This window comes from Microcoleus sp. S28C3, from assembly GCF_036700785.1.
Taxonomy (GTDB): Bacteria; Cyanobacteriota; Cyanobacteriia; order Cyanobacteriales; family Microcoleaceae; genus Microcoleus; species Microcoleus asticus.
Genome location: NZ_JAUBPO010000066.1, coordinates 17417 through 36920 on the forward strand (window position 1 = coordinate 17417; position 19504 = coordinate 36920).

A 19504-nucleotide genomic window follows, 5' to 3' on the forward strand; every position below is an offset into this window, starting at 1 on the left:
TAACGGGTAAAATCAACCGGATTGGATGATGAAATTGCCCGATTCACCCCCCTCGGATATAACCATCGACAACACACGGCTACGAAGGACACGTCAATGCCGTTTCCCTACCCCAAAACGTCGTAGCAAGGGCGAGGATCCGACGCCCTCGCCCAATCGAATATAACTATCGACAACACTGCCATTGAGGACACGGCAATTCAACAATTGAGGACACGGCATTGCCGTGTCCCTACTCAAATCAATCCGAAATTAACGGCACTGATACTGCTAGCAGAAACTCCGGCCATAGAAGCTAAAATCTCCCCTGTTTGTGCAAACCGGATTAAAGTTGAACCGCTATCTTGAGCAATTGCCAATTGCGAGAAACTCAGCCCGTTACCTAATACAAACAAGTCTTTACCGACTTCAAAATCGGTAATCGTATCAGTACCGGAATTGGTAGACAGTAGGAATTTATCTACTCCCATTCCTCCTATCAAAGTATCAATTCCCAAACCCCCATTGAGTAAATCGTCTCCCTTACCTCCGTAAAGAATATCATTACCATCATCGCCGTTCAAAATGTCAGCACCGCGGCCGGCAAGCAAGGCATCCTCACCGCTACTTCCCAGGATTGTATCGCTACCTTTGCCGCCGAAAATAGTGTCATTCCCCAGAACTCCATCGAGGGAATCATTGCCCCTCATGCCCATCAACACATTATTCCCGCTGTCGCCAGTCAGGATATCGTCGCCATTTGTACCGAGAATTGCATCCGGGGAATTGCTGCCCAAATCAGCATCGCCGCTGACAACAGGAGTTGCAATCCCAACAGGCAATACTACAGCTTCAATTCTGCTATCCAAAGCAGTACCAGTGTTGTCAGCAACTAGCTGGGAAATAGGTTTATTTCCCGTACCAACTTCTTTGAAGTCTTGAGTTGTTGGGCCCAAGGCTACTTGTTGGAGGCGGGCAAGTGATTCAGGAATTGATGTTCCTGTTGGGTTGGAGACAGCCGCATCAATGCGTTGATTGGCTGTTGCCATTACTGTCGCTGCTTGCGATGTAATTTGGCTGACTTGTTGAGTGTTGAAACTGGGGTCAATTTGCTGGATTTTAGCGGCTGCTTGCTGAATGATTGGTTCTAAGGCTGCTGCATTACTGAGGTTTAAGACTGTACCGGATTGAATTTGAGCCGTAATTGAACTGACAACAGCCTTGACAATATCGGTATTGACTGCACTGGAAGCACCGTTAATCAAACCGCTAGTTTGGGTGATGAAGTTTTGCACTTTCACCATTGCGACTAAGACTTGGACGCCGCCCGGTTGATTGTTGTTGGTAGCTTCTATTGGATCGAAGCTAGTTAAGTCAACATCACCGGGGAGAGAAAGGGCTGCTTTGACTAAAGATTGTGCTTCTTCAGGTGCAATTCCTTTGTCGGTTAAGTCGGCGACTAAGGTGGTTAGGAGGGTGACTACAGTAGAATCTGGGGGTGCGGTGACTGGTGTTTCTAGGGGTAAGCCGGTGGCGGTGTCAATGCCTCCTGTGGCTACTAAATTGCCTTCTGATGGGTCGATTTCTCCGTTTTTGTTGGTGTCGAATGTCTCGAAGGGGATATCGAGATTGAATTCACCATTGCTGTCAGTAGTAGTTGATGGTTCATTGGTATCGAGGACGGCGTTTTTATTAGCATCTAAGAACACAGTTGCACCGGAGATATAACCATCAATGACCCAGCGCCCATCTTTCGTTGTTACCGTAAAAGTCTGTTCGCTACTGGCATTTTGAGAGTCTGTAGCTATTAACTTCGCCTGGAAGGGTTGCGAACCGCTTGGGGGAGTTCCGGTGAATGTGATTGTGTTTTCCGAGGGGTTCGATTGAAGTCTGAGCCAATTGGTGTTTGAGCCACCATTTTCTAAAGGACTGCCATCAGGTAGAGTTAACTGGTAATAAATCGGGTCGCCATCGAGGTCAGTGTATACATCTTTGATGGCTTGGTTAAAATCTGTGTACCGAGAACCCAGGTGAATCTGCTCTTCTGGCGGGCTGTTCTCCGTAATCTCGGTGGCGCTTAAATTATAGTCGCCCTCCGCACCACTCCTGTAACTGGTGGTTCGCACGAGGTAATTGATATTTGGCTGCACTTTGAAGCTGAGTTGGGAGTTCAAACTTCCGCCAAAGTCATCGTTAAATTTGATGACCTCGTTAGTATCTGCATTAACCAGTTGCAGGTAGGTGTCAAAGGGTGCATCGAGATTGATTTTTACCTTCTGCCCCGGCGTTACTCCAACAAGGGTGTAGTCGTCTCGGTAGTGGCCTGTACGAGCTGGGTTGTCGGGGTCAGTGCTGCTGAGTGTCCCGCTTAAGGTCTGAGGAACGCTTAGGTTAAGCCCTGTAGAGCTGTTGGCAAGAGTAAAACTCCCTTCTGTGGCAAAGGGCGAACCTGCCCAAGCAGTGTCAATTGCCTGCACGCTCCAGTGATAAGTCCCCAAAGGCAAGTCTTTAATTTGCCACTGGGTGTTTTGATTGACATTGCCCAAGCCCACCAATTGCCGAGTTCCATCATCGAGAGACATCGGGGAAATAATATCCTTGCCCCCTGACGTAGTGCCAACTCGCAGGTTGTAGCTTAAACCGAGACTTGGAGTTTGAGCATCTGTCGCCCGGTTCCACTTAAAAGTCACATTTCGACCATCAGGTTCAACCGTCAGCCCTGTGGGTGGACTGGGAGGAGTGTTCGTATTAGAGGTATTGTTGTGGAAGACTTTTGTGGTAATGCCGTCGTGTGTTAGCAGAATATCTAGTTTGCCATCGCTGTCGTAGTCACCCCAAGTGGTAGAATGGACTTTATCATAACCCCCAAAAGACCCTAAATCACTGTATATCTGTACACCGTCGTCAAAGCTATCGCTGCTTCCACTGCTTGTATTACGATAGATTTTGGTTATGTACTGTCCTGCTTCGTAATATGGGCGATCGCGACCTCTTAGCAGAATATCGAGCCTCCCATCATTGTCGTAGTCTCCCCAAGTCGCTTGAGCATCATACAAACCAGGTATTTGCACACCACTCTCGTAAAAGCCTTTAGGATCGTTGATGCTGGTTTGATTGCGGTAAACTTTAACAATAGGTTTTCCTTCACCATCCAGACCTGTGAACAGGATATCGAGTTTGCCATCGTTGTTGGAGTCTCCCCAAGCAACCGAAAAGACAAAATCGAAATATCCCAAACCGGGCAGTTTTAAACCAATGTCACTGAAAGTGCCATCGCCCAGGTTGCGGTAGAGTTTGGCGGTTGTATAGCCGTTGGAATTCGGCACTGTCAGCAGAATATCAAGTTTACCGTCGTTGTCATAGTCGCCCCAAGCGGCATCGCCACTGGGTGGTAGCGGTAGTGGGAGATCCCAATTATTAAAGCTGTATTGACCGTTGACAGCACCTTCGTTGCGGTAGAGCTTGGTACTAAACCCCAAATAATTAACGCCTGTTCGCAAGATATCAAGACGACCATCATTGTTAGAATCTCCCGAAGTCACCTGGGAATCGTACGGGTAAACATCAGGTAGCTGTCTCTCAAACGTAAAGTCATTACCTATGTTGCGGTAGATTTGTGTGCTTTCAGCATTACGACCCGAAGTATAGTTAAATTCGTAGCGGCTCAGCGTGACATCTAGTAGCCCATCATTGTTGTAATCTCCCCACGCTGAGTTACTACCTGGCAAGTCTTTTCGGTTAGATTCGCTAAAGCCATATTCGGTATAGCTCCCGTCGGTATTGTTGGAGATTCGGGTGTTGTCGTAGATTTGGCTGTCTCCGAGGATATCCAGTTTGCCGTCATTGTTGTAGTCTCCCCAGATGGCGGGTGAACGCAAACCAATCGGAACGTTCGTGTCGGTGAAAAGTGAGTCAGGATCAAATAACTGTGAGTCAGGATCAAAAATTTGCAAGGTAGCAGAGCTTTGAGAGCCAATATTGGCATTACCTCGCTCGGTGATCCGAAACTCAATTTCTTCTGTTCCCTCAACTTGAGCATCCCGTAAGATGTCAATTGTGAAAGTTTTGCTATTTTCGTTTGGGTTAAAGGTGAGTTCACCAGAGAACATGGGGGGAAAGTTCCAATCTGTTCCCCGAGTCGCTGAACCAGTATGGGGTTCTAGGTACACCCTGGAAATATTACTTAGATCCCCAGTGCGAGTAAGAGTAATTTTTGTCTGAACGCCTCCTATGGAACTTTCATTGACTTTGTAAGTAGCTTGGGAAAAACTTACCGTGGGATCACCACTAGCAATCCGATTGAAATTAGGACGACCAGCAATCGGATTGTTAGAGGGCGGTATGGTGTTACCCCTGTTAACAACAGTCGCATCCGGTGCGTTAAGGCCGTTGTAGTCGCTATCCGCACTGACAGCAGGGGCAGTGACAATCTGATAACTCTTATCGATGTCAAATACTCGATCGTCCACACCCGTTACCGTAACCGTCTGCCACTGATTCCAATTAGCAGAATTGAAAGTAATTGATTGCGTCGAAATTACTCCTTCTGCCTCATTATTGCTACGCAAACCAATCGTTACATCCGCAGTAGGTTGGCTATTTAGTTTGATGGTGAATTGGTCTGTGCCACCAGTTTCTGTAGTTACTAATCCCGATACCGGACTAATAGTAATGCCGGGACTTCCTATTGGTTGCGGATCGACAGCTACTGGTGGATCGACGACTACTGGCGGATCGACAACTACTGGCGGATCGACAGCTACTGGTGGATCGACGACTACTGGCGGATCGACAGCTACTGGCGGATCGACAGCTACTGGCGGATCGACGACTACTGGCGGATCGACGACTACTGGCGGATCGACGACTACTGGCGGATCGACAACTACTGGCGGATCGACAACTACTGGCGGATCGACAACTACTGGCGGATCGACAACTACTGGCGGATCGACAGCTACTGGCGGATCGACAGCTACTGGCGGATCGACGACTACTGGCGGATCGACGACTACTGGCGGATCGACGACTACTGGCGGATCGACAACTACTGGCGGATCGACAACTACTGGCGGATCGACAACTACTGGCGGTGCAGTGTCGTTATCTACGATCGCCACTGTCACACCCGGAATCGAGATCGCACTATACTTACTATCAGCACTCTGGGCCGTATGAGAAATACTGCCTGTATGATTTCCTTCAACAACCGCATCGTCTGTAGCCGTTACAGTCACTGCTTTCGCGACATTCCAGTTAGTAGAGTCGAAGGTAACATCAGCGATCGCATTAATTTGATCGCCATTGGCAAAACTAATCGTCACAGGCGCACTCGGCACAGAAGTTAGTTGAACGCTGTATGTGCCATTCGTCAATCCTTCGGTAGCAGTTGTACTCGTTGTTGAAATACTCACGCCTGCGGTATCGTTGTCAGCAATCGTGGCAGTCACAGGAGAAATTGTCAGCGCATTATACTTGGTATCGGTGCTGGCAGAAGTGTGAGTAATCGTGCCGCCGTGGGTTCCTTGGGCTATGCTGTCATCGATCGCACTAACAGTGACAGTCTGATCCACATTCCAGTTACTGCTGTCAAAAGTAATTGGGGCGATCGCGTTTATTTGATCCCCTGTAGCGAAACTAACCGTCACAGGCGCGATCGGCTGGGATTTTAACTTAACCCTGTACGTGCCCGCACCGCCTTCGGTAGCAGTTGTACTCGTAGGTGAAATACTCACGCCTGCGGTATCGTTGTCAGTAATTGTGGCAGTCACAGGAGAAATCGTTAGCCCATTATACAAATTATCGGTACTGACAGAAGTGTGAGTAATCGTGCCGCTGCGGGTTCCTTGGGCTATGCTGTCCTCGATCGCACTAACAGTCACATTTTGAGCAACATTCCAATTATTTGGGGTGAAAGTCAGTGGTGCGATCGCACTAATTTGACTGCCAGCGTCAAAATTAATCGTAACGTTGGCAGCAGGTGCGGTAGTCAAAACCACGCCGTAGGTAGCCGTTGCACCGCCTTCAGCAATATTTGTACTGCCTGCCGATTGCACAATGGAAACACCGGGACTATCGTTATCCGTAATCGAAGCCGTCACATCGGGCATCGCTTTGGCGTTATAACTGGCATCGGTACTGGTAACTGTGTGAGCGATCGTACCGCTGTGGGTTCCTTGTGCTACAGTGTCGTCGATCGCACTAACAGTCACAGTTTGATCGACATTCCAGTTAGTGCTGTCAAAAGTAATCGGTGTGGCGATCGGGCTAATTGCATTGCCAGTATTAAAGCTAATATTAACCGGTGCAGAAGGTTCCGAAGTTAGCTTGACTTTGTAACTGCCAGTTGCGCCGCCTTCTGTAGCAGTGATGTTCGTAGGTGCAATGCTGAAACCGGCAGAGTCATCATTTGTGATGGTAGTTGTAGCAGTTGCAGCAGTAAAGGTAGGTGTCGGCCCCGGTGCAACAGGATTCGACAGCGTAAGTTCAACTGTTTCGTCGGGTTCTACTAATCCGTCGCCTACCACATTTAATGTAATAGTTTTAGATGTTTCTGCTACCGCAAAATTGATTGTGCCACTAATACCCGTTGCCCCAGAAGTGCCGCCGATACTGTTGTAATCGCTGACGTTTGTAGCAGTTCCTCCAATTGCATAATTTACGCTACTTGCTACACCAGTGCCGCCGCTGCGAGTCACGGTAAAAGTCAGAGGAGTTGTGCCGTTATTACCTTCGGGAATGCTTGCAATATCGGCTGCGACAGCGTAAGAAACACTACCGTTAGCTGCAATAGTTAGTATTGTTTGTTTTGTTGGACCTGCAATGCCACCAGTAATTGTGCCAAAGTTGAGGATTGCGGTTTCGGCGTTTTCAGGGAGATTGTCGGGTTTGATAGTAACTGCAATATTCTGGGTGAGGGTAGTAGTGCCGGCGGGGAATGTAATCGAGGTAGGCGAAAAGGCGTAGTCGGAATTTTCGGTGGCTGTGCTGCTGGGGTCTATCGCAATTGGCACAGTTACATCGCTGAAGGGAGTGCCAGTGATAGTAACGGGAATATTGACTACCGTATCCGCAGTTCCTTCAGTACCAGCGTAAGTTGCAGCCCCGAAATTTACCGCCGGGGTTGTATTTAGCAGCACCGAAACGTCGTTAGTCCAATAGTTCGACGTGGCTAGGTCAGGCTTCCCATCCCCATTCAAGTCGGCGGCAGTGACAGTCCAGGGATTTGACCCCAAGCTATAGTTGGCGGCAGGGCTAAAAGTACCCGTGCCTGTCCCCAACAGAACCGAGAGGTTATTAGCAACAGGAGTCGAGTTGCCAACACCGTTCGCCGTAGCTAAGTCAATTTTGCCGTCTGCGTTAAAGTCACCTACAGTAACGGAACGAGGCCCTGTCCCCACAGCAAAGTTAGTGGTAGCCCCAAAGCCACCTGTGCCATTTCCTAAGAGTACCGATACATTATTAGAGACTTCGTTGGCTGTGGCTATGTCAGGGTTGGCATCCCCATTAAAATCTTGCACAGCAACAGAATAGGGGTTTGTTCCCACAGTAAAATTAGTGGCAGTGCCAAAGCTGCCCGTGCCAGTCCCCAATATAATTGAGACATTATTTGAGGTAAAGTTCGCCGTAGCTAGGTCAAGTTTGCCGTCTTTGTTAAAGTCGCCTACAGATACAGATTGGGGTTTTGTCCCGACGATAAAGTTCGTGGCAGGGCCAAAGCTGCCTGTACCTGTCCCTAATAGAATAGAGACATCGTTTGAGTCAATGTTGGCTGTGGCTAGGTCAATCTTGCCATCTCCATTGAAGTCGCCGGACGTAACTGACCAAGGACTCGACCCGACGTTAAAGTTGGTAGCAGTACCAAAACTGCCTGTCCCTGTTCCTAACAAAATTGAGACGTTACTACTCCCCCAGTTGGCAACGGCTAGGTCAAGCTTGGTGTCTCCATTAAAGTCTGCCACCGTGACAGCAAAGGCATATTGTCCCACAGGAAAATTAGTGGCAGCACTAAAGCTGCCTGTACCTGTCCCTAGTAGGATAGAAACGTTGTTACCGGCACGATTCGGCACGGCTAAGTCAGGCTTGGTGTCGCCGTTGAAGTCTCCTACGCCGACGAATTGCGGTAGATTCCCCGCGCCAAAATTAGTTGCAGCACCAAAAGTAGGCAGAACATACTCGTAACCTGCTAATACTTCGGGTTCAAATACCAGCGGCGTTTCTATTTTCCCGGTTCTGACTTCCAGTTCCCAGTCGCCACCTTTGGCTACACTTCCGGTGAGGTTTTGGGAAGCTGCAACACTAGCGCCGGTTAACTCACTCAAGCGTTTGACAAATGCTTTACCTGTCTCGCCTGCTGCTACGGAGCACCCGTACAGGAGGATACTCGGTCGATTTTTGCTCCTTGAGTTGGTTTGTGGCGAAAACCACTGCTGTAGAGAATCCCGATCGCACTCTATATCATCTAAACCCAAGCTACCGTCGCCCAGTTGCAAGCTGCCCGGAGCACCGTGAGAAACAATGTGAATGCTGTCAATATTGGTACGAAGAGCTAAAATTTGAGTAATTTGGTTGATCGCATCCCGGTTCCCATCCAAAACCACTACTTCCGTACCCGCTTTTACACCGGCAATCAAACTTTGATAATTTTCAACTTTCGGATCTATAAAGGCGATCGTACTTCCTGAAACTTGATTATTTAAATTTGGCATAATACACCTATTTGATAGCTAAAAAAAGACAATAATTTCCCTGTTTCGCGACTTGCGTCCGAAACATTTCTGAAGGTTGTAGTAACCATAACTGTTTTTTATGAAAATCTATATAAACTTTTCTTTATAAACACTTTTTTAATTAAAGTTTTGATAAAGATGGGGAATTTTATTAAGTAATATTACGGATGAGCCAGCGCGAGGTAGATGATATAACACAAAAACCGTTCAATAGCAAGTGTGATGATACTGAAATATTAAGAGCGGGATTTTTGATAGATATCTGCGATCGGGTTGGGCCGGGGTTGAAACCCCTGGGGGACTTTCGGGCAAGGGTGGGGCGGGTTTACGAGATAATTGGTATTAGGCAATTATTTAGGGTAAAACCCGCCCCTAAAACTTATTCGTTAGAATCTTTAGGGGCGATTCCCTACGGGATAGCTTCGCTTCACGCACTTACTTCAAACTCGCATCTATCCCTGCTAAAATCTCCTCAGCTTCCCTGCAAATAGCAGCGTGACAGCAACCGTTACTCGCCAACAATCCCCCCCACTGACTCACATCTCCGCGGTTATATTGCAAAGCAGTACCGTCAAAACGAGTAAATCGGCCGCCCGCTTCAGTCAAAATTAATTCCGGTGCAGCTAAATCCCAATCTTTAGGTGCAGACTTTCCGGAAAGCGCAATATAAACATCAGCTTTTTGTTCGACAATTGTCGCAATTTTACAGCCAATACTGCCGACAGCTAGTTGATTTTGACAAGGCAGTTTGTGCAATAATTGATTAAAGCGATCGCCCCGGTGACTGCGGCTAGTTACTATAGATAAATCTGCCACTATATTTCGCGCCGAAACCTGCAATTTTACCGCAGAACCGCCCCGATTTTCCACAAAAGCACCCGCATCGCGGATTGCGTAATAAATCTTTTGCAGTTGGGGCCAAGCCACAACTGCCAATACCGGTCTTCCCTCGAACGCTAAAGCAATGTGAACGGCAAATTCCCCTGTCCTGTCAATAAAATCTCGCGTTCCGTCCAAAGGGTCAATAATCCAAACCCAACTTTGAGGTAAGGGAATTTGACCGTTTTTTTCTAAATAAGATTTGTAAGTTTCTTCGCTGAGATAGCCAAATTCTGCATTCCCTAAAGCCGACTGCAATTCGTCGAGAATGTAAGAATTGACAGCGACATCGGCGGCGGTGACGGGGCCATCTTTTTTCTCTTGGATATCGAGGTTAGGAGTGTTGCAATCCTGGCGATAATAGGATTGTAGGATATCTGATGCACTCCAGGCGATCGATCGGGCAATTTCGCTGATTTCTTCGAGAGTTTTCATGAATTTCTTTTTTTTGAACCGCAGATAAACGCCGATTAACGCAGATTTCTGTAGGGGCGGTGCCCCCGTGCCCGCCCCTGGGAACCATACATTAGCAATTACCAATTAATATGAGGATATTTCCATTCATAATAATTGGGAAACACGAAATTAGTAAACGAAACCGAAATACTAACTTCCAAGGATTTTACATGATGCCACCAACCGACAGGAATAAAGATAGCCTCTCCCGGTTCCAAAATCACTTCAATAATTTTTGCATCTCTGTAAAGCGGGTATTTGTCATAATCGGGATTTTCGCCGTCAACTTTGCTGAAAACGCCGACGTGATTGTAAAGCAGAGGTGTTTGCTGCGGAGAAATCAATTTAATTAGTTTGCGACCCGACACTTGAGCTAAAATTAAATTAACTGGGTCGTGGTGGAGTGGCGTAATCGTGCCTTTCGGACCGAACCAAAAGAAAACTCTGCCTTTTGTATCCGTTGGATTGAGGTATTCTGGGAATATTTCAATGTCGTTAAATAGCGGTTTAAATTCCTCTCTTTCCAGAGTTTGGTTGTTAGCAACCATGTAGTAGTCGTTGCTAGGTCCGCCCTTGACCACCATCTCTACATATTTCCGGAACAAAACAATTTTTTTGTGATTTTCTATCTTAATTTCGTAATTAGGGTCGGAGTTGCGGTTGGCTTGAATTTGTACCTCTGCATCGCCGTATTTTTGCTGTAAATACTCCGGCGTCCACAACTGCAACGCTTTCCAGTTGTGCATGATATTGGTAATAATTACTGGAGTATTTTTGGCGTAGTAATTTTCGAGAAAATACTCTCTCGAAAGGCTGCTTTTGCGTTCGATTGTGCCAAACTTGGAAGACAAGGCAGCTAATTGATTGTTAATCCTGAGATGCGATTCTAATTTCTGCAATAACTGCACGTAATGGCTGCCTGCTTGGAAGTAGGGATGAGAGGATATTTCCCTAACTTCTGCGGTGGCTGTTTCCGCATCTATGCCGGTATTTATTAGCGCTTGAATGATTTCTGCGTCGGGTTGATTTAATAATTTGTTCGCCGCCACCCACTGTTTCATATTGTCGGGGACTTCTTGTTTGCTTGGGGTGAGTAGATTGGGCAAGTTTTGTGTCAGCCATTCTAAGTTAACTTGCTGTTGTTCTGTTAGGGTAATCCGCAAAGGGGGAAGGGTGATACTTAGAGGTTGGGTGTCAGACATGATTCGGGTATGTTGTTTTGGGAGTGTTTTGTGTGACTTTAACTTGTCTTACTAATATAGCAATTTTGTTAACGAACCGCGACGGCGCTAAGGGCGCTAAGGAAGAGAAGAGAGAACTTCACAAATTTTGTCGAGGTTGCTGTCAGGATTTTAACTCAACAAGTGTTGCCTGTTCAAGTTTTCTAGCTTTGAGCGGTTTTAACCGGATAGTTTGGTTAATTTTAATTTAAAATTAACCCTTATTCATCCAGGCGCGGGTTCCAAAGTTTTTGCAGGAATCGGAAGCGATTTTAGCTGCGGCGTTGAGAGTATCTGTAAAGTTATTTTGCAGAATGTAGTGACAGAAAGCCCCGTGAAAAATATCGCCTGCCCCTAAAGTGTCTGTGGCTTGAATTTGAGGTGTTTCTATATGACCGTAAGTGCCATTGCTGAGGTATAAAATTGATTTTTCGCCGCGAGTGATGGCAATATGGGAAATTCCGGCTGCTGATAGGTAAGCAAAAACTTGTTCTGAATTTTCGCACTCTGGTGGATGAAAGTTATCGGAACATACCGCCCATTCTATAAAAGGCAATATTTCCTCTAATCCGGGTTTCCAACTGCCGCCGTCGAGGACAATGGGAATGTTTTTTGACTTGGCAAGTTGAGCAATTTCTTGGCTGGCTGCGATTTGATGTCCGTCAACCAGTACAATATTAACGGATGTTAAAATATCCTGGTTAATAGTTTGACTGTCAACTTGCGATTTCGTAGCATTGATGGAAATTACCGATCGATCGCCCGTTGCTTCAGTTACAATAATCGAGGAAACTGGCGGCGAGTGCGATCGCCCGGGATCCAAATCAATTATCCTGACATTATACTCCGCTAAGTCTGCACGAATTAATTGGGCGATCGCGTGAGTGCCCAAAACGCCAGCCCATACCGCCGCATTCCCCAAATAGCTAAAAGTGACCGCAGCATTCGCCGCCGGCCCGCCCGCAGCAATGGTACAATCAGAAGCAACAACTTTCTGATTTTCACCCGGAGGCTTCTCGGCCAAATAAACTAAATCTAAAGTTGCCAATCCCAAAAACAATCCCGTTTTCATATCTTCTTAAATATGTGGCATTGGCGTCCCGCCCGTGCTTTATCTGCGGTTAAAAAATCCAAATCTTAAAATGCAAGCAAATCCCAATACAGGAACACTTTACATCGTAGGAACCCCGATCGGTAACCTCGAAGACATGACATTTCGCGCCATCCGAATCTTGCAAACAGCAGACTTCATCGCCGCCGAAGATACCCGCCATACCGGCAAACTTTTGCACCACTTTCAAATCAAAACCCCCCAAATCAGCTATCACGAACACAACCAACACCAACGACTCCCGGAATTAATCGACAAACTGCTTTTAGGAAAAAGTATCGCCCTCGTCACAGACGCCGGAATGCCCGGAATTTCCGACCCCGGATACGAGTTAGTAAAAGCTTGCGCCGAGGCTAATATTAACATTATTCCGATTCCCGGCCCGACCGCCTGCATTGTTGGCATAACTGCATCAGGATTGCCCACAGAGAGATTTGTATTTGAAGGTTTCTTACCCACCAAAGGTCAAGAACGCCAACAGACTTTAGAAGCTTTGCAAATAGAATCCCGCACTATAATCTTATACGAATCTCCCCACCGATTGCGGCAAACTTTACAAGATTTAGCAAATAGTTTGGGAAGCGACAGACAGATTGTGCTGGCGAGAGAGTTAACTAAAATGCACGAAGAGTTTTGGCGTGGTAGTATGGAAAGTGCGATCGAACTTTACACCAATCGCGAACCCCAGGGAGAATTTACCCTCGTAATTGCCGGCATCCAAACAGCCGCCCCAATATTTTCCGAAGACGCCATTAAAGCAGAATTGCAAACATTAATTGCAGAAGGCATAAGTCGTTCCCAAGCCAGCCGCCAGCTAGCGCAACAAACCTCCCTTCCCCGCCGCCAAATCTACCAACTCGCCCTCACAATTGGCGACAATGAATCAGTAAAAGAACCCTTGGATGAGTTGTGAATATCTCTTTTCTCTTCTCCTCTGCGGCCTCTGCGGTTCATTAAAAACAATCTTGTTCACACAATAAATAACATTGCTATACAATAATACCAAAAAACTTCTATGGTACGCGGAAACTACGATCGACAAAAGCCATATTTACGCAACCCCCACATCAACAAACCAATCGCCGAAATCTATGCAGACTTAGACGCCTTTAGCTGGGAGATATTTGAAGACCAACCCCACCGCTTCGATACCGTCAGTTTTTACGTCTTGCTTCCTCCACTGTTTTACGAAGGGCGTTTCATTAAAGGAATTTATTTTAGCGAAGCAGTCGAACTCATCAACAAACTATTTCCCCAACTTTCCTCAGTATTTTTATCCTTCACCTATTCCCCCGGCACATCCTATTCCTGGGCACCGGTAGCCGACGCTTACTCCAGTTTATACAAAAACCCGCAGCGAGATAAGTGGTTTCGCGAAACTTATCCCGATCGCGCCCACAAACCAATCATACCTCTACAAGACACCGACTTCATCAACGAATACTTAATTTCCCCCCGAAACGTCCCCGCAAAAGACATCGACCTCCTCGCCGTCGCCCGAATTTCCGAAGAAAAAAATTTGCCAATCATAGCCAAAGCCTTAAAAGTTTACCGCCAAAAATATCCGCAAAAACCCATAAAATTAACAGTAGTCAGCGGCCACGAATTTGATGCTAGCAACCTGAATACTCTCGACGAGTACGCATTAAAAGAATGGCGACAAGTGGAGGCAATTTTAGGCAATCCCTCCGACTACATTAACTTAGAGCCAAGAGTAGACTACTACAGCGAAATCCCCACATACTATTCGCGATCCCAAGCATTCGTCCTCGGTTCCCTCCTCGAAGGGAAAAACCGGGGAATTACCGAAGCAATGAGTTGCAACGTACCAGTAATTTGTTTTGAAGAATTCAACCAATACGCCAGAGGAAACTCGCCAGTTTTCCCCGAAGGTGCGGGTCTTTACGCCAAATTTAACCCAGAATCTCTCGCAGATACTATATATACAGTATTGGAAAATCAAACAGAATTCAAACCGCGATATCAGTATTTAAAGCATTGCGGCCGCAAGAACTTTTTCAATACTTGTATAGACAGTTTTCCTTACTATCAGCACAACATTCCTGACTACAAATCGGGAGAAGCCTTTAAGAATTTATGGCTGGATTTGGCGGTACAGCAAAATTATCAAGTTAGTTTGAACAGCTTTTTGTACGGAGGTTCACCCCTTTCTCACTTGCGCGGGATAAATACGATTCAGCAAAATCTCGGCGAGTTAACAAAATTTATAGCTGAGTAAGATACCCACAGTAGGGACACGGTAATGCCGTGTCCCTACGGGGATATACCGCACCAAAGCCGATCGCAATTGTCTAAAACCGCATAAATTAGTAATTTACGATACAGTAAAAACAGCAATTATAGTATTATAAAATATAGTGAATTTCAAAATTCGGGCAGACTGAAGACAAAAGTTTTTTAAGTGTTATGAATTCTTGAAATAAGATGTCATTCAGCAGGAGAAACAGAGAATGCACGACTTGAAAGTTGTCATCATCGGTGCGGGAATTGGCGGCTTAACTGCGGGCATAGCCCTCGAACAAGCGGGCTATCAAGTTGAAATTTACGATCGCGTTAAAGAACTGCGCCCCGCAGGAGCAGGAATCTCCCTGTGGTCGAACGGCGTCAAAGTTCTCAACCGACTCGGTTTAGGCGAAAAAATGGCAAAAATTGGCGGGCAAATGGAGCGCATGGAATACCGCACCAAAACCGGCGAACTCTTGAATGACATCGATTTAATGCCGCTAATTCAACAAGTCGGTCAGCGCCCCTATCCGGTTGCCCGCCGAGATTTGCAAAATATGTTGCTAGCAGGATTTAAGGGAGAAGTCAAGCTCGATCGCAAGTGTATTTCTGTAGAAGAAGACGAAACTGGAGTAACAGCAATCTTTGAAAACGGAGACAAAGCGCGGGGCGATTTGTTAGTGGCGGCTGACGGCGTGCGATCGATTTTGCGTACATATATATTGGGTCGCGAAATAGAGCCGAAATACGGCGGCTATATCAACTGGAACGGGTTAGTTCCCGCTGCGGAAGAACTGGCGCCGAAAAACACTTGGGCGATATATGTCGGCGATCACAAACGGGCGTCAATGATGCCGGTAGCGGGCGATCGATTTTACTTTTTCTTAGATGTTCCCTTGCCCAAAGGCACTCCCGCCAATCCCGACAATTACAAAGCCGAACTTAAAGAACATTTTAAAGGCTGGGCCGAGCCCGTGCAATTGCTGATAGACAGGTTCGATCCGGGTGCAGTTGCGCGGCCGGAAATTCACGACGTAGGGCCGATCGACCGCTTCGTTCGCGGTAAAGTTGCTTTGCTGGGAGATTCCGCCCACGCCACGTGTCCGGATCTCGGACAAGGAGGCTGTCAAGCGATGGAAGATGGGCTGGTACTGAGCAACTACCTTTTGAGTACGAATTTGGGCGTAGAATACGCGCTAAAACGTTACGAAACCGAGCGCAAACAGCGGGCCAATGCAGTTGTAGAAAAAGCCCGACAGCGCGCAGAACAAATACACGGCAAAGATCCGGTTGTCACAGAAAAATGGTACGCACAATTGGCTGATGAAAAGCCAACTGATGTCACCGATGCGATCGCCAAAGTCATCGCGGCCGGCCCGTTACACTAATAGAAACAGATAATTGCCAGGACACAGCACTGCTGTGTCCCTACGGATACCGGGTTCATTTAAATTGCAGCGCAAAATAGATCGAACACTAACATTTAACCTTACAAAAATGTCAGGCAAACTTACTACTCACGTTCTCGATACAGCCCGCGGCTGTGCGGCAGCAAATATGTCGATAGCCCTGCAATCTATTGACCCAAACTCCGGCGAAAAAACCCTGCTGAAAACAGTAACAACTAATGCTGACGGTCGCACCGCAGTTCCGTTACTATCAGAAAGCGAACTCAAACCGGGAGTTTACGAATTAGTCTTTTCCGTTGGCGAATACTTCGCACAGTGCGCCGAAACTTTGCCAGAACCGCCGTTTTTAAACAGCGTTCCGATTCAGTTCGGCATCGCCGATTCCACCGCACACTATCACGTACCTTTGCTAGTTTCCCCTTGGTCCTACAGCACTTATAGAGGTAGCTGAATAAAATTTAGTTGTCAGTTGCGGTGCCTGATCGCGCAGTCGAAGGGTGATTCGATTTTAGATTTGAGATTTTGGATTTTGGATTGACCCCACGGATAAATTCGGGGGCTTGAGGATTTTAGATTTGAGATTTTGGATTGATTCCACGGATAAATCACGTGGCGGGTACCATCAAGAAATTCTTGGTCAGTTTATAGTCAATACGATGACTCCGATTAACGATTCGACTTCTCAAATGGTGCAATTTTGCCTCCGCAACGATACGGAAGCCGATGCAAAAACGATCGATATTATTGCCTTCGATCGCGCCGTTACATTAGTAGAACATTATTTACTTCTTCCCCCTTCTTCCCTCTTCCTTCGTACCCTACCCTTCGGGAACTGCTTCGCAGAACGCGTCTTCGCGGTTCAAGAAAAATAATTCCTCCGATACCAAACGAATAAAACAAACCTAATTAAAATTAATCAACCCAATTCAAAATGCCATATTCTTTAGTTCAACTCAACCAAATCAGCCAGGAAGAATTTACACAAGCCCTGGGCGAGATTTTTGAACACACACCCGCCATCGCCCGCCGCACTTGGGACGATCGCCCTTTTGCCTCCACAGCCGATTTGCACGCCAAAATGGTAACAGTTGTCAGCGCCATGACTGATGCCGAAAAATTAGCTTTGATTCAAGCGCATCCCGACTTAGGAAGCAAAGCAAAAATGGCGGAAGCATCAGTTAGCGAACAGACAGGTGTAGGTTTAGATCGGCTATCTGTTGAGGAGTTCGATCGCTTTCAATTCCTCAATCGATCGTACCGCGAAAAGTTTGATTTCCCCTTCATTGTGGCGGTTAAAAAACACACTAAAACCAGCATTCTCGAAGCATTTAAACAGCGCCTCGATAATTCCTTTGAAACTGAAATGCAGCAGGCTTTAGCTGAAATTTGCGAGATTGCCCGCTTTCGGATCGAGTCGGCAATCCGAAATTAATCGGGCGGGCAGGATGCCCACCCCACAAGAAAATTCAATTTTTGTGGAACAAGCATCTTGCCTGTTGCGGGCGGGCAGGATGCCCACCCCACAAGAAAATTCAATTTTTGCCCCCATGCCTAAGTCAATATCACCCGATCGGGTGATACTTCCCGCCCAAAAAGTTCTATAATAGTATCATAAGGCACAGAAAAAGATTCGGACATACCAAATCAAGCTGGTATGGTGACAGGTTTCCATGTGTCTCCCAGAAACCACTCTCTTGGAGGCAAATCTATGACATTCTTCAATCGCCAACTCACAAAAAAATCCCCCGCGCCAGTACCTGTAGAAGAAATTAAACAGGCTCAGCACGAAGAACCTGTAGGCCACCTGCACGGCATTTTCCGGCACTGGATGTGGCTTAGCCCATCCAATCACCGCGCCCAGTAAATCAGGTATTTCTCCGCCGCCGCAAACAAGCCGTAAAGTACGGTTCCCATCACAGCCAAAACCATCAATCCTGCAAAACCTAAAGGCACGTCAAAGTTAGAACTCGCGGTGACAATTAAGTAACCGAGGCCTTTGTTGGATGCTACTGTTTCCGAAATTACAGCACCGACAAAGGCGAGGGAAATTGCTACTTTTAGGGATGCAAAAACGTAGGGTAAGGTGTGGGGGAACCCGACTTTTTGGAAAATTTCGATTTGGGATGCACCAAGCGATCGCATCACATCTTTCATCTCGGGTTCAACTGTATCTAATCCTAAAGCTACGTTAACGGCGATCGGGAAAAATGCCAGCAAAAAAGCAGTCAGAATTGCCGGCACCGTACCGATGCCAAACCACAGCGCAAACAGCGGTACTAACGCTACCTTCGGTACAGTATTAAACCCAACTAATAGCGGGTACAGAACTACATAGGCAATCCGCGAATATCCGATTAGAAACCCCAGCACTACGCCTGCCACAATGGCGAGGATGAAACCCGCTAGAGTTGTAAACAGGGTTTGTCCCGTGTTTTCGATCAGTGCCTTGCTTTGAGTGAAGGTTGCTGCGATGATGGCGGAGGGTGCGGGCAAGTTGTACGGGGGAATTTTGAACAGGAATACCAGAATTTCCCACACCACGAACAGCAAGATTGTGGCAGCAATTGGCAGAACAATGCTTGCTGTTTTTGAGCGCGCAAATTTTTCTAAATTATCCATTGCTTTTTCGTTTTTAATTGCGGTGAATGTGGCGGCGCAGTTCTGCAACGATGCGGTTGAATTCATCCGACATCATCATATCTAGAGTGCAGGGACGTTGCAGGTTGACCTTGACTTTATAGACGATCGAACTCGGACGCGGGCCCATTACATAAACTGTATCCGACAAGAATACTGCCTCCCGCAAATCGTGAGTGATCAGGATGCAAACGCACTTCACCCGCATCCACAAATCTTGCAGCATCACCCACATTTCCTCGCGGGTGAAAGCATCTAGCGCCCCAAAAGGTTCGTCCAGCAGCAGTATTTCCGGTTGGTGAATTAACCCCCGACACAGGGAAGCCCTCTGCCGCATTCCTCCCGACAATTGCCAGGGAAACTGTTTCTGAAAGTCTTGCAATCCGACTGTAGCTAACAATTCTTGGGCTTGGCGCACAAACTTTTCGCGCCGCTTCGGATCTTTAGATTCCCGCTTGTAAGGCTGCACTACTTCCAGCGGCAGCAGTACGTTATCGAGGGTATTTCGCCAAGGCAACAGCACGGGATTTTGAAACGCAATTCCGACATTTTTGAGCGGTTTGGTAATCTTTTTGTCCCGAATCCGAATTTCGCCGATCGGCGCTGGAGATAGCCCGGAGACCATCCTCAAAATAGAAGTTTTACCGCAGCCGCTCGGTCCCACAAACGACACAAATTCCCCCTGGGCGATCGACAGAGAAATCTCGTCAATAATTCGCCTCGGTTGCCCGTCAACTCGATACTCTAAGCCCACCCGATCGAATTCCAAAAGAGTCGGTTCTTGCGTTTCGATCGCATCTGTTATAATTTTAGGCTGTACCACGATTAGTCTACCTCCTT

13 protein-coding genes are annotated in these 19504 nt (G+C 47.0%); 7 read left to right on the top strand and 6 right to left on the bottom strand.

The window, feature by feature from the left end:
• Positions 1-236 precede the first annotated feature (236 nt).
• From QUA13_RS19615 to QUA13_RS19630, 4 genes are all read right to left on the bottom strand, one after another.
• Positions 237-8687, bottom strand: coding sequence for an FG-GAP-like repeat-containing protein (locus QUA13_RS19615; protein WP_333201125.1), 8451 nt, complete (start codon positions 8685-8687; stop codon positions 237-239).
• Positions 8688-9143: 456 nt separating this feature from the next.
• The gene (locus tag QUA13_RS19620) at positions 9144-10022 is read right to left on the bottom strand and encodes an inositol monophosphatase family protein (RefSeq protein WP_333201127.1); all 879 of its coding nucleotides are present in this window, start codon (positions 10020-10022) and stop codon (positions 9144-9146) included.
• Between the two features lie 98 nt (positions 10023-10120).
• Positions 10121-11245, bottom strand: a complete 1125-nt coding sequence (locus tag QUA13_RS19625; RefSeq protein ID WP_333201129.1) for a cupin-like domain-containing protein — start codon at positions 11243-11245, stop codon at positions 10121-10123.
• Between the two features lie 232 nt (positions 11246-11477).
• A complete protein-coding gene (locus QUA13_RS19630) occupies positions 11478-12335 on the bottom strand; it encodes a sugar kinase (RefSeq protein ID WP_333201131.1) in 858 nt (285 codons plus the stop codon).
• A gap of 70 nt (positions 12336-12405) precedes the next feature.
• Here QUA13_RS19630 and rsmI point away from each other — a divergent pair, with 70 nt between their 5' ends.
• From rsmI to QUA13_RS19665, 7 genes are all read left to right on the top strand, one after another.
• Positions 12406-13287 carry a 16S rRNA (cytidine(1402)-2'-O)-methyltransferase gene (gene rsmI / locus QUA13_RS19635; protein ID WP_333201133.1) on the top strand — a complete coding sequence of 294 codons (882 nt, stop codon included), beginning with the start codon at positions 12406-12408 and terminating at the stop codon, positions 13285-13287.
• A 102-nt stretch (positions 13288-13389) separates the two neighbouring features.
• Positions 13390-14613 carry a glycosyltransferase gene (locus QUA13_RS19640; RefSeq protein WP_333201136.1) on the top strand — a complete coding sequence of 408 codons (1224 nt, stop codon included), beginning with the start codon at positions 13390-13392 and terminating at the stop codon, positions 14611-14613.
• Between the two features lie 232 nt (positions 14614-14845).
• Positions 14846-16006, top strand: coding sequence for an FAD-dependent urate hydroxylase HpxO (hpxO, locus tag QUA13_RS19645; RefSeq protein ID WP_333201138.1), 1161 nt, complete (start codon positions 14846-14848; stop codon positions 16004-16006).
• A gap of 109 nt (positions 16007-16115) precedes the next feature.
• Positions 16116-16478 carry a hydroxyisourate hydrolase gene (uraH, locus tag QUA13_RS19650; protein ID WP_172186179.1) on the top strand — a complete coding sequence of 121 codons (363 nt, stop codon included), beginning with the start codon at positions 16116-16118 and terminating at the stop codon, positions 16476-16478.
• Positions 16479-16683: 205 nt separating this feature from the next.
• A complete protein-coding gene (locus QUA13_RS19655; RefSeq protein ID WP_333201142.1) occupies positions 16684-16899 on the top strand; it encodes a hypothetical protein in 216 nt (71 codons plus the stop codon).
• Positions 16900-16958: 59 nt separating this feature from the next.
• Entirely contained in the window at positions 16959-17459 is a 501-nt protein-coding gene (gene uraD, locus QUA13_RS19660) for a 2-oxo-4-hydroxy-4-carboxy-5-ureidoimidazoline decarboxylase (protein ID WP_333201144.1), read from the top strand.
• Positions 17460-17735: 276 nt separating this feature from the next.
• Positions 17736-17891 (top strand): hypothetical protein, encoded by a 156-nt coding sequence (locus QUA13_RS19665; protein ID WP_172186176.1) that lies wholly within the window; start codon positions 17736-17738, stop codon positions 17889-17891.
• On the opposite strand, the gene QUA13_RS19670 is transcribed toward QUA13_RS19665, so the two are convergent.
• A complete protein-coding gene (locus QUA13_RS19670; protein WP_333201147.1) occupies positions 17876-18646 on the bottom strand; it encodes an ABC transporter permease in 771 nt (256 codons plus the stop codon). The two genes, QUA13_RS19665 and QUA13_RS19670, sit on opposite strands and share 16 nt — an antisense overlap.
• A gap of 13 nt (positions 18647-18659) precedes the next feature.
• Positions 18660-19487 carry an ABC transporter ATP-binding protein gene (locus QUA13_RS19675; protein ID WP_333201149.1) on the bottom strand — a complete coding sequence of 276 codons (828 nt, stop codon included), beginning with the start codon at positions 19485-19487 and terminating at the stop codon, positions 18660-18662.
• Between the last annotated feature and the right edge of the window lie 17 nt (positions 19488-19504).

Bases quoted from the DNA above. Each gene is read 5' to 3' on its own strand.
- hpxO (WP_333201138.1), top strand. From the start codon at position 14,846: ATGCACGACTTGAAAGTTGTCATCATCGGTGCGGGAATTGGCGGCTTA.
- QUA13_RS19655 (WP_333201142.1), top strand. From the start codon at position 16,684: ATGACTCCGATTAACGATTCGACTTCTCAAATGGTGCAATTTTGCCTC.
- QUA13_RS19625 (WP_333201129.1), bottom strand. From the start codon at position 11,245: ATGTCTGACACCCAACCTCTAAGTATCACCCTTCCCCCTTTGCGGATT.
- QUA13_RS19620 (WP_333201127.1), bottom strand. From the start codon at position 10,022: ATGAAAACTCTCGAAGAAATCAGCGAAATTGCCCGATCGATCGCCTGG.
- QUA13_RS19640 (WP_333201136.1), top strand. From the start codon at position 13,390: ATGGTACGCGGAAACTACGATCGACAAAAGCCATATTTACGCAACCCC.
- QUA13_RS19670 (WP_333201147.1), bottom strand. From the start codon at position 18,646: ATGGATAATTTAGAAAAATTTGCGCGCTCAAAAACAGCAAGCATTGTT.
- rsmI (WP_333201133.1), top strand. From the start codon at position 12,406: ATGCAAGCAAATCCCAATACAGGAACACTTTACATCGTAGGAACCCCG.
- QUA13_RS19665 (WP_172186176.1), top strand. From the start codon at position 17,736: ATGACATTCTTCAATCGCCAACTCACAAAAAAATCCCCCGCGCCAGTA.
- uraD (WP_333201144.1), top strand. From the start codon at position 16,959: ATGCCATATTCTTTAGTTCAACTCAACCAAATCAGCCAGGAAGAATTT.
- QUA13_RS19615 (WP_333201125.1), bottom strand. From the start codon at position 8,687: ATGCCAAATTTAAATAATCAAGTTTCAGGAAGTACGATCGCCTTTATA.
- QUA13_RS19630 (WP_333201131.1), bottom strand. From the start codon at position 12,335: ATGAAAACGGGATTGTTTTTGGGATTGGCAACTTTAGATTTAGTTTAT.
- uraH (WP_172186179.1), top strand. From the start codon at position 16,116: ATGTCAGGCAAACTTACTACTCACGTTCTCGATACAGCCCGCGGCTGT.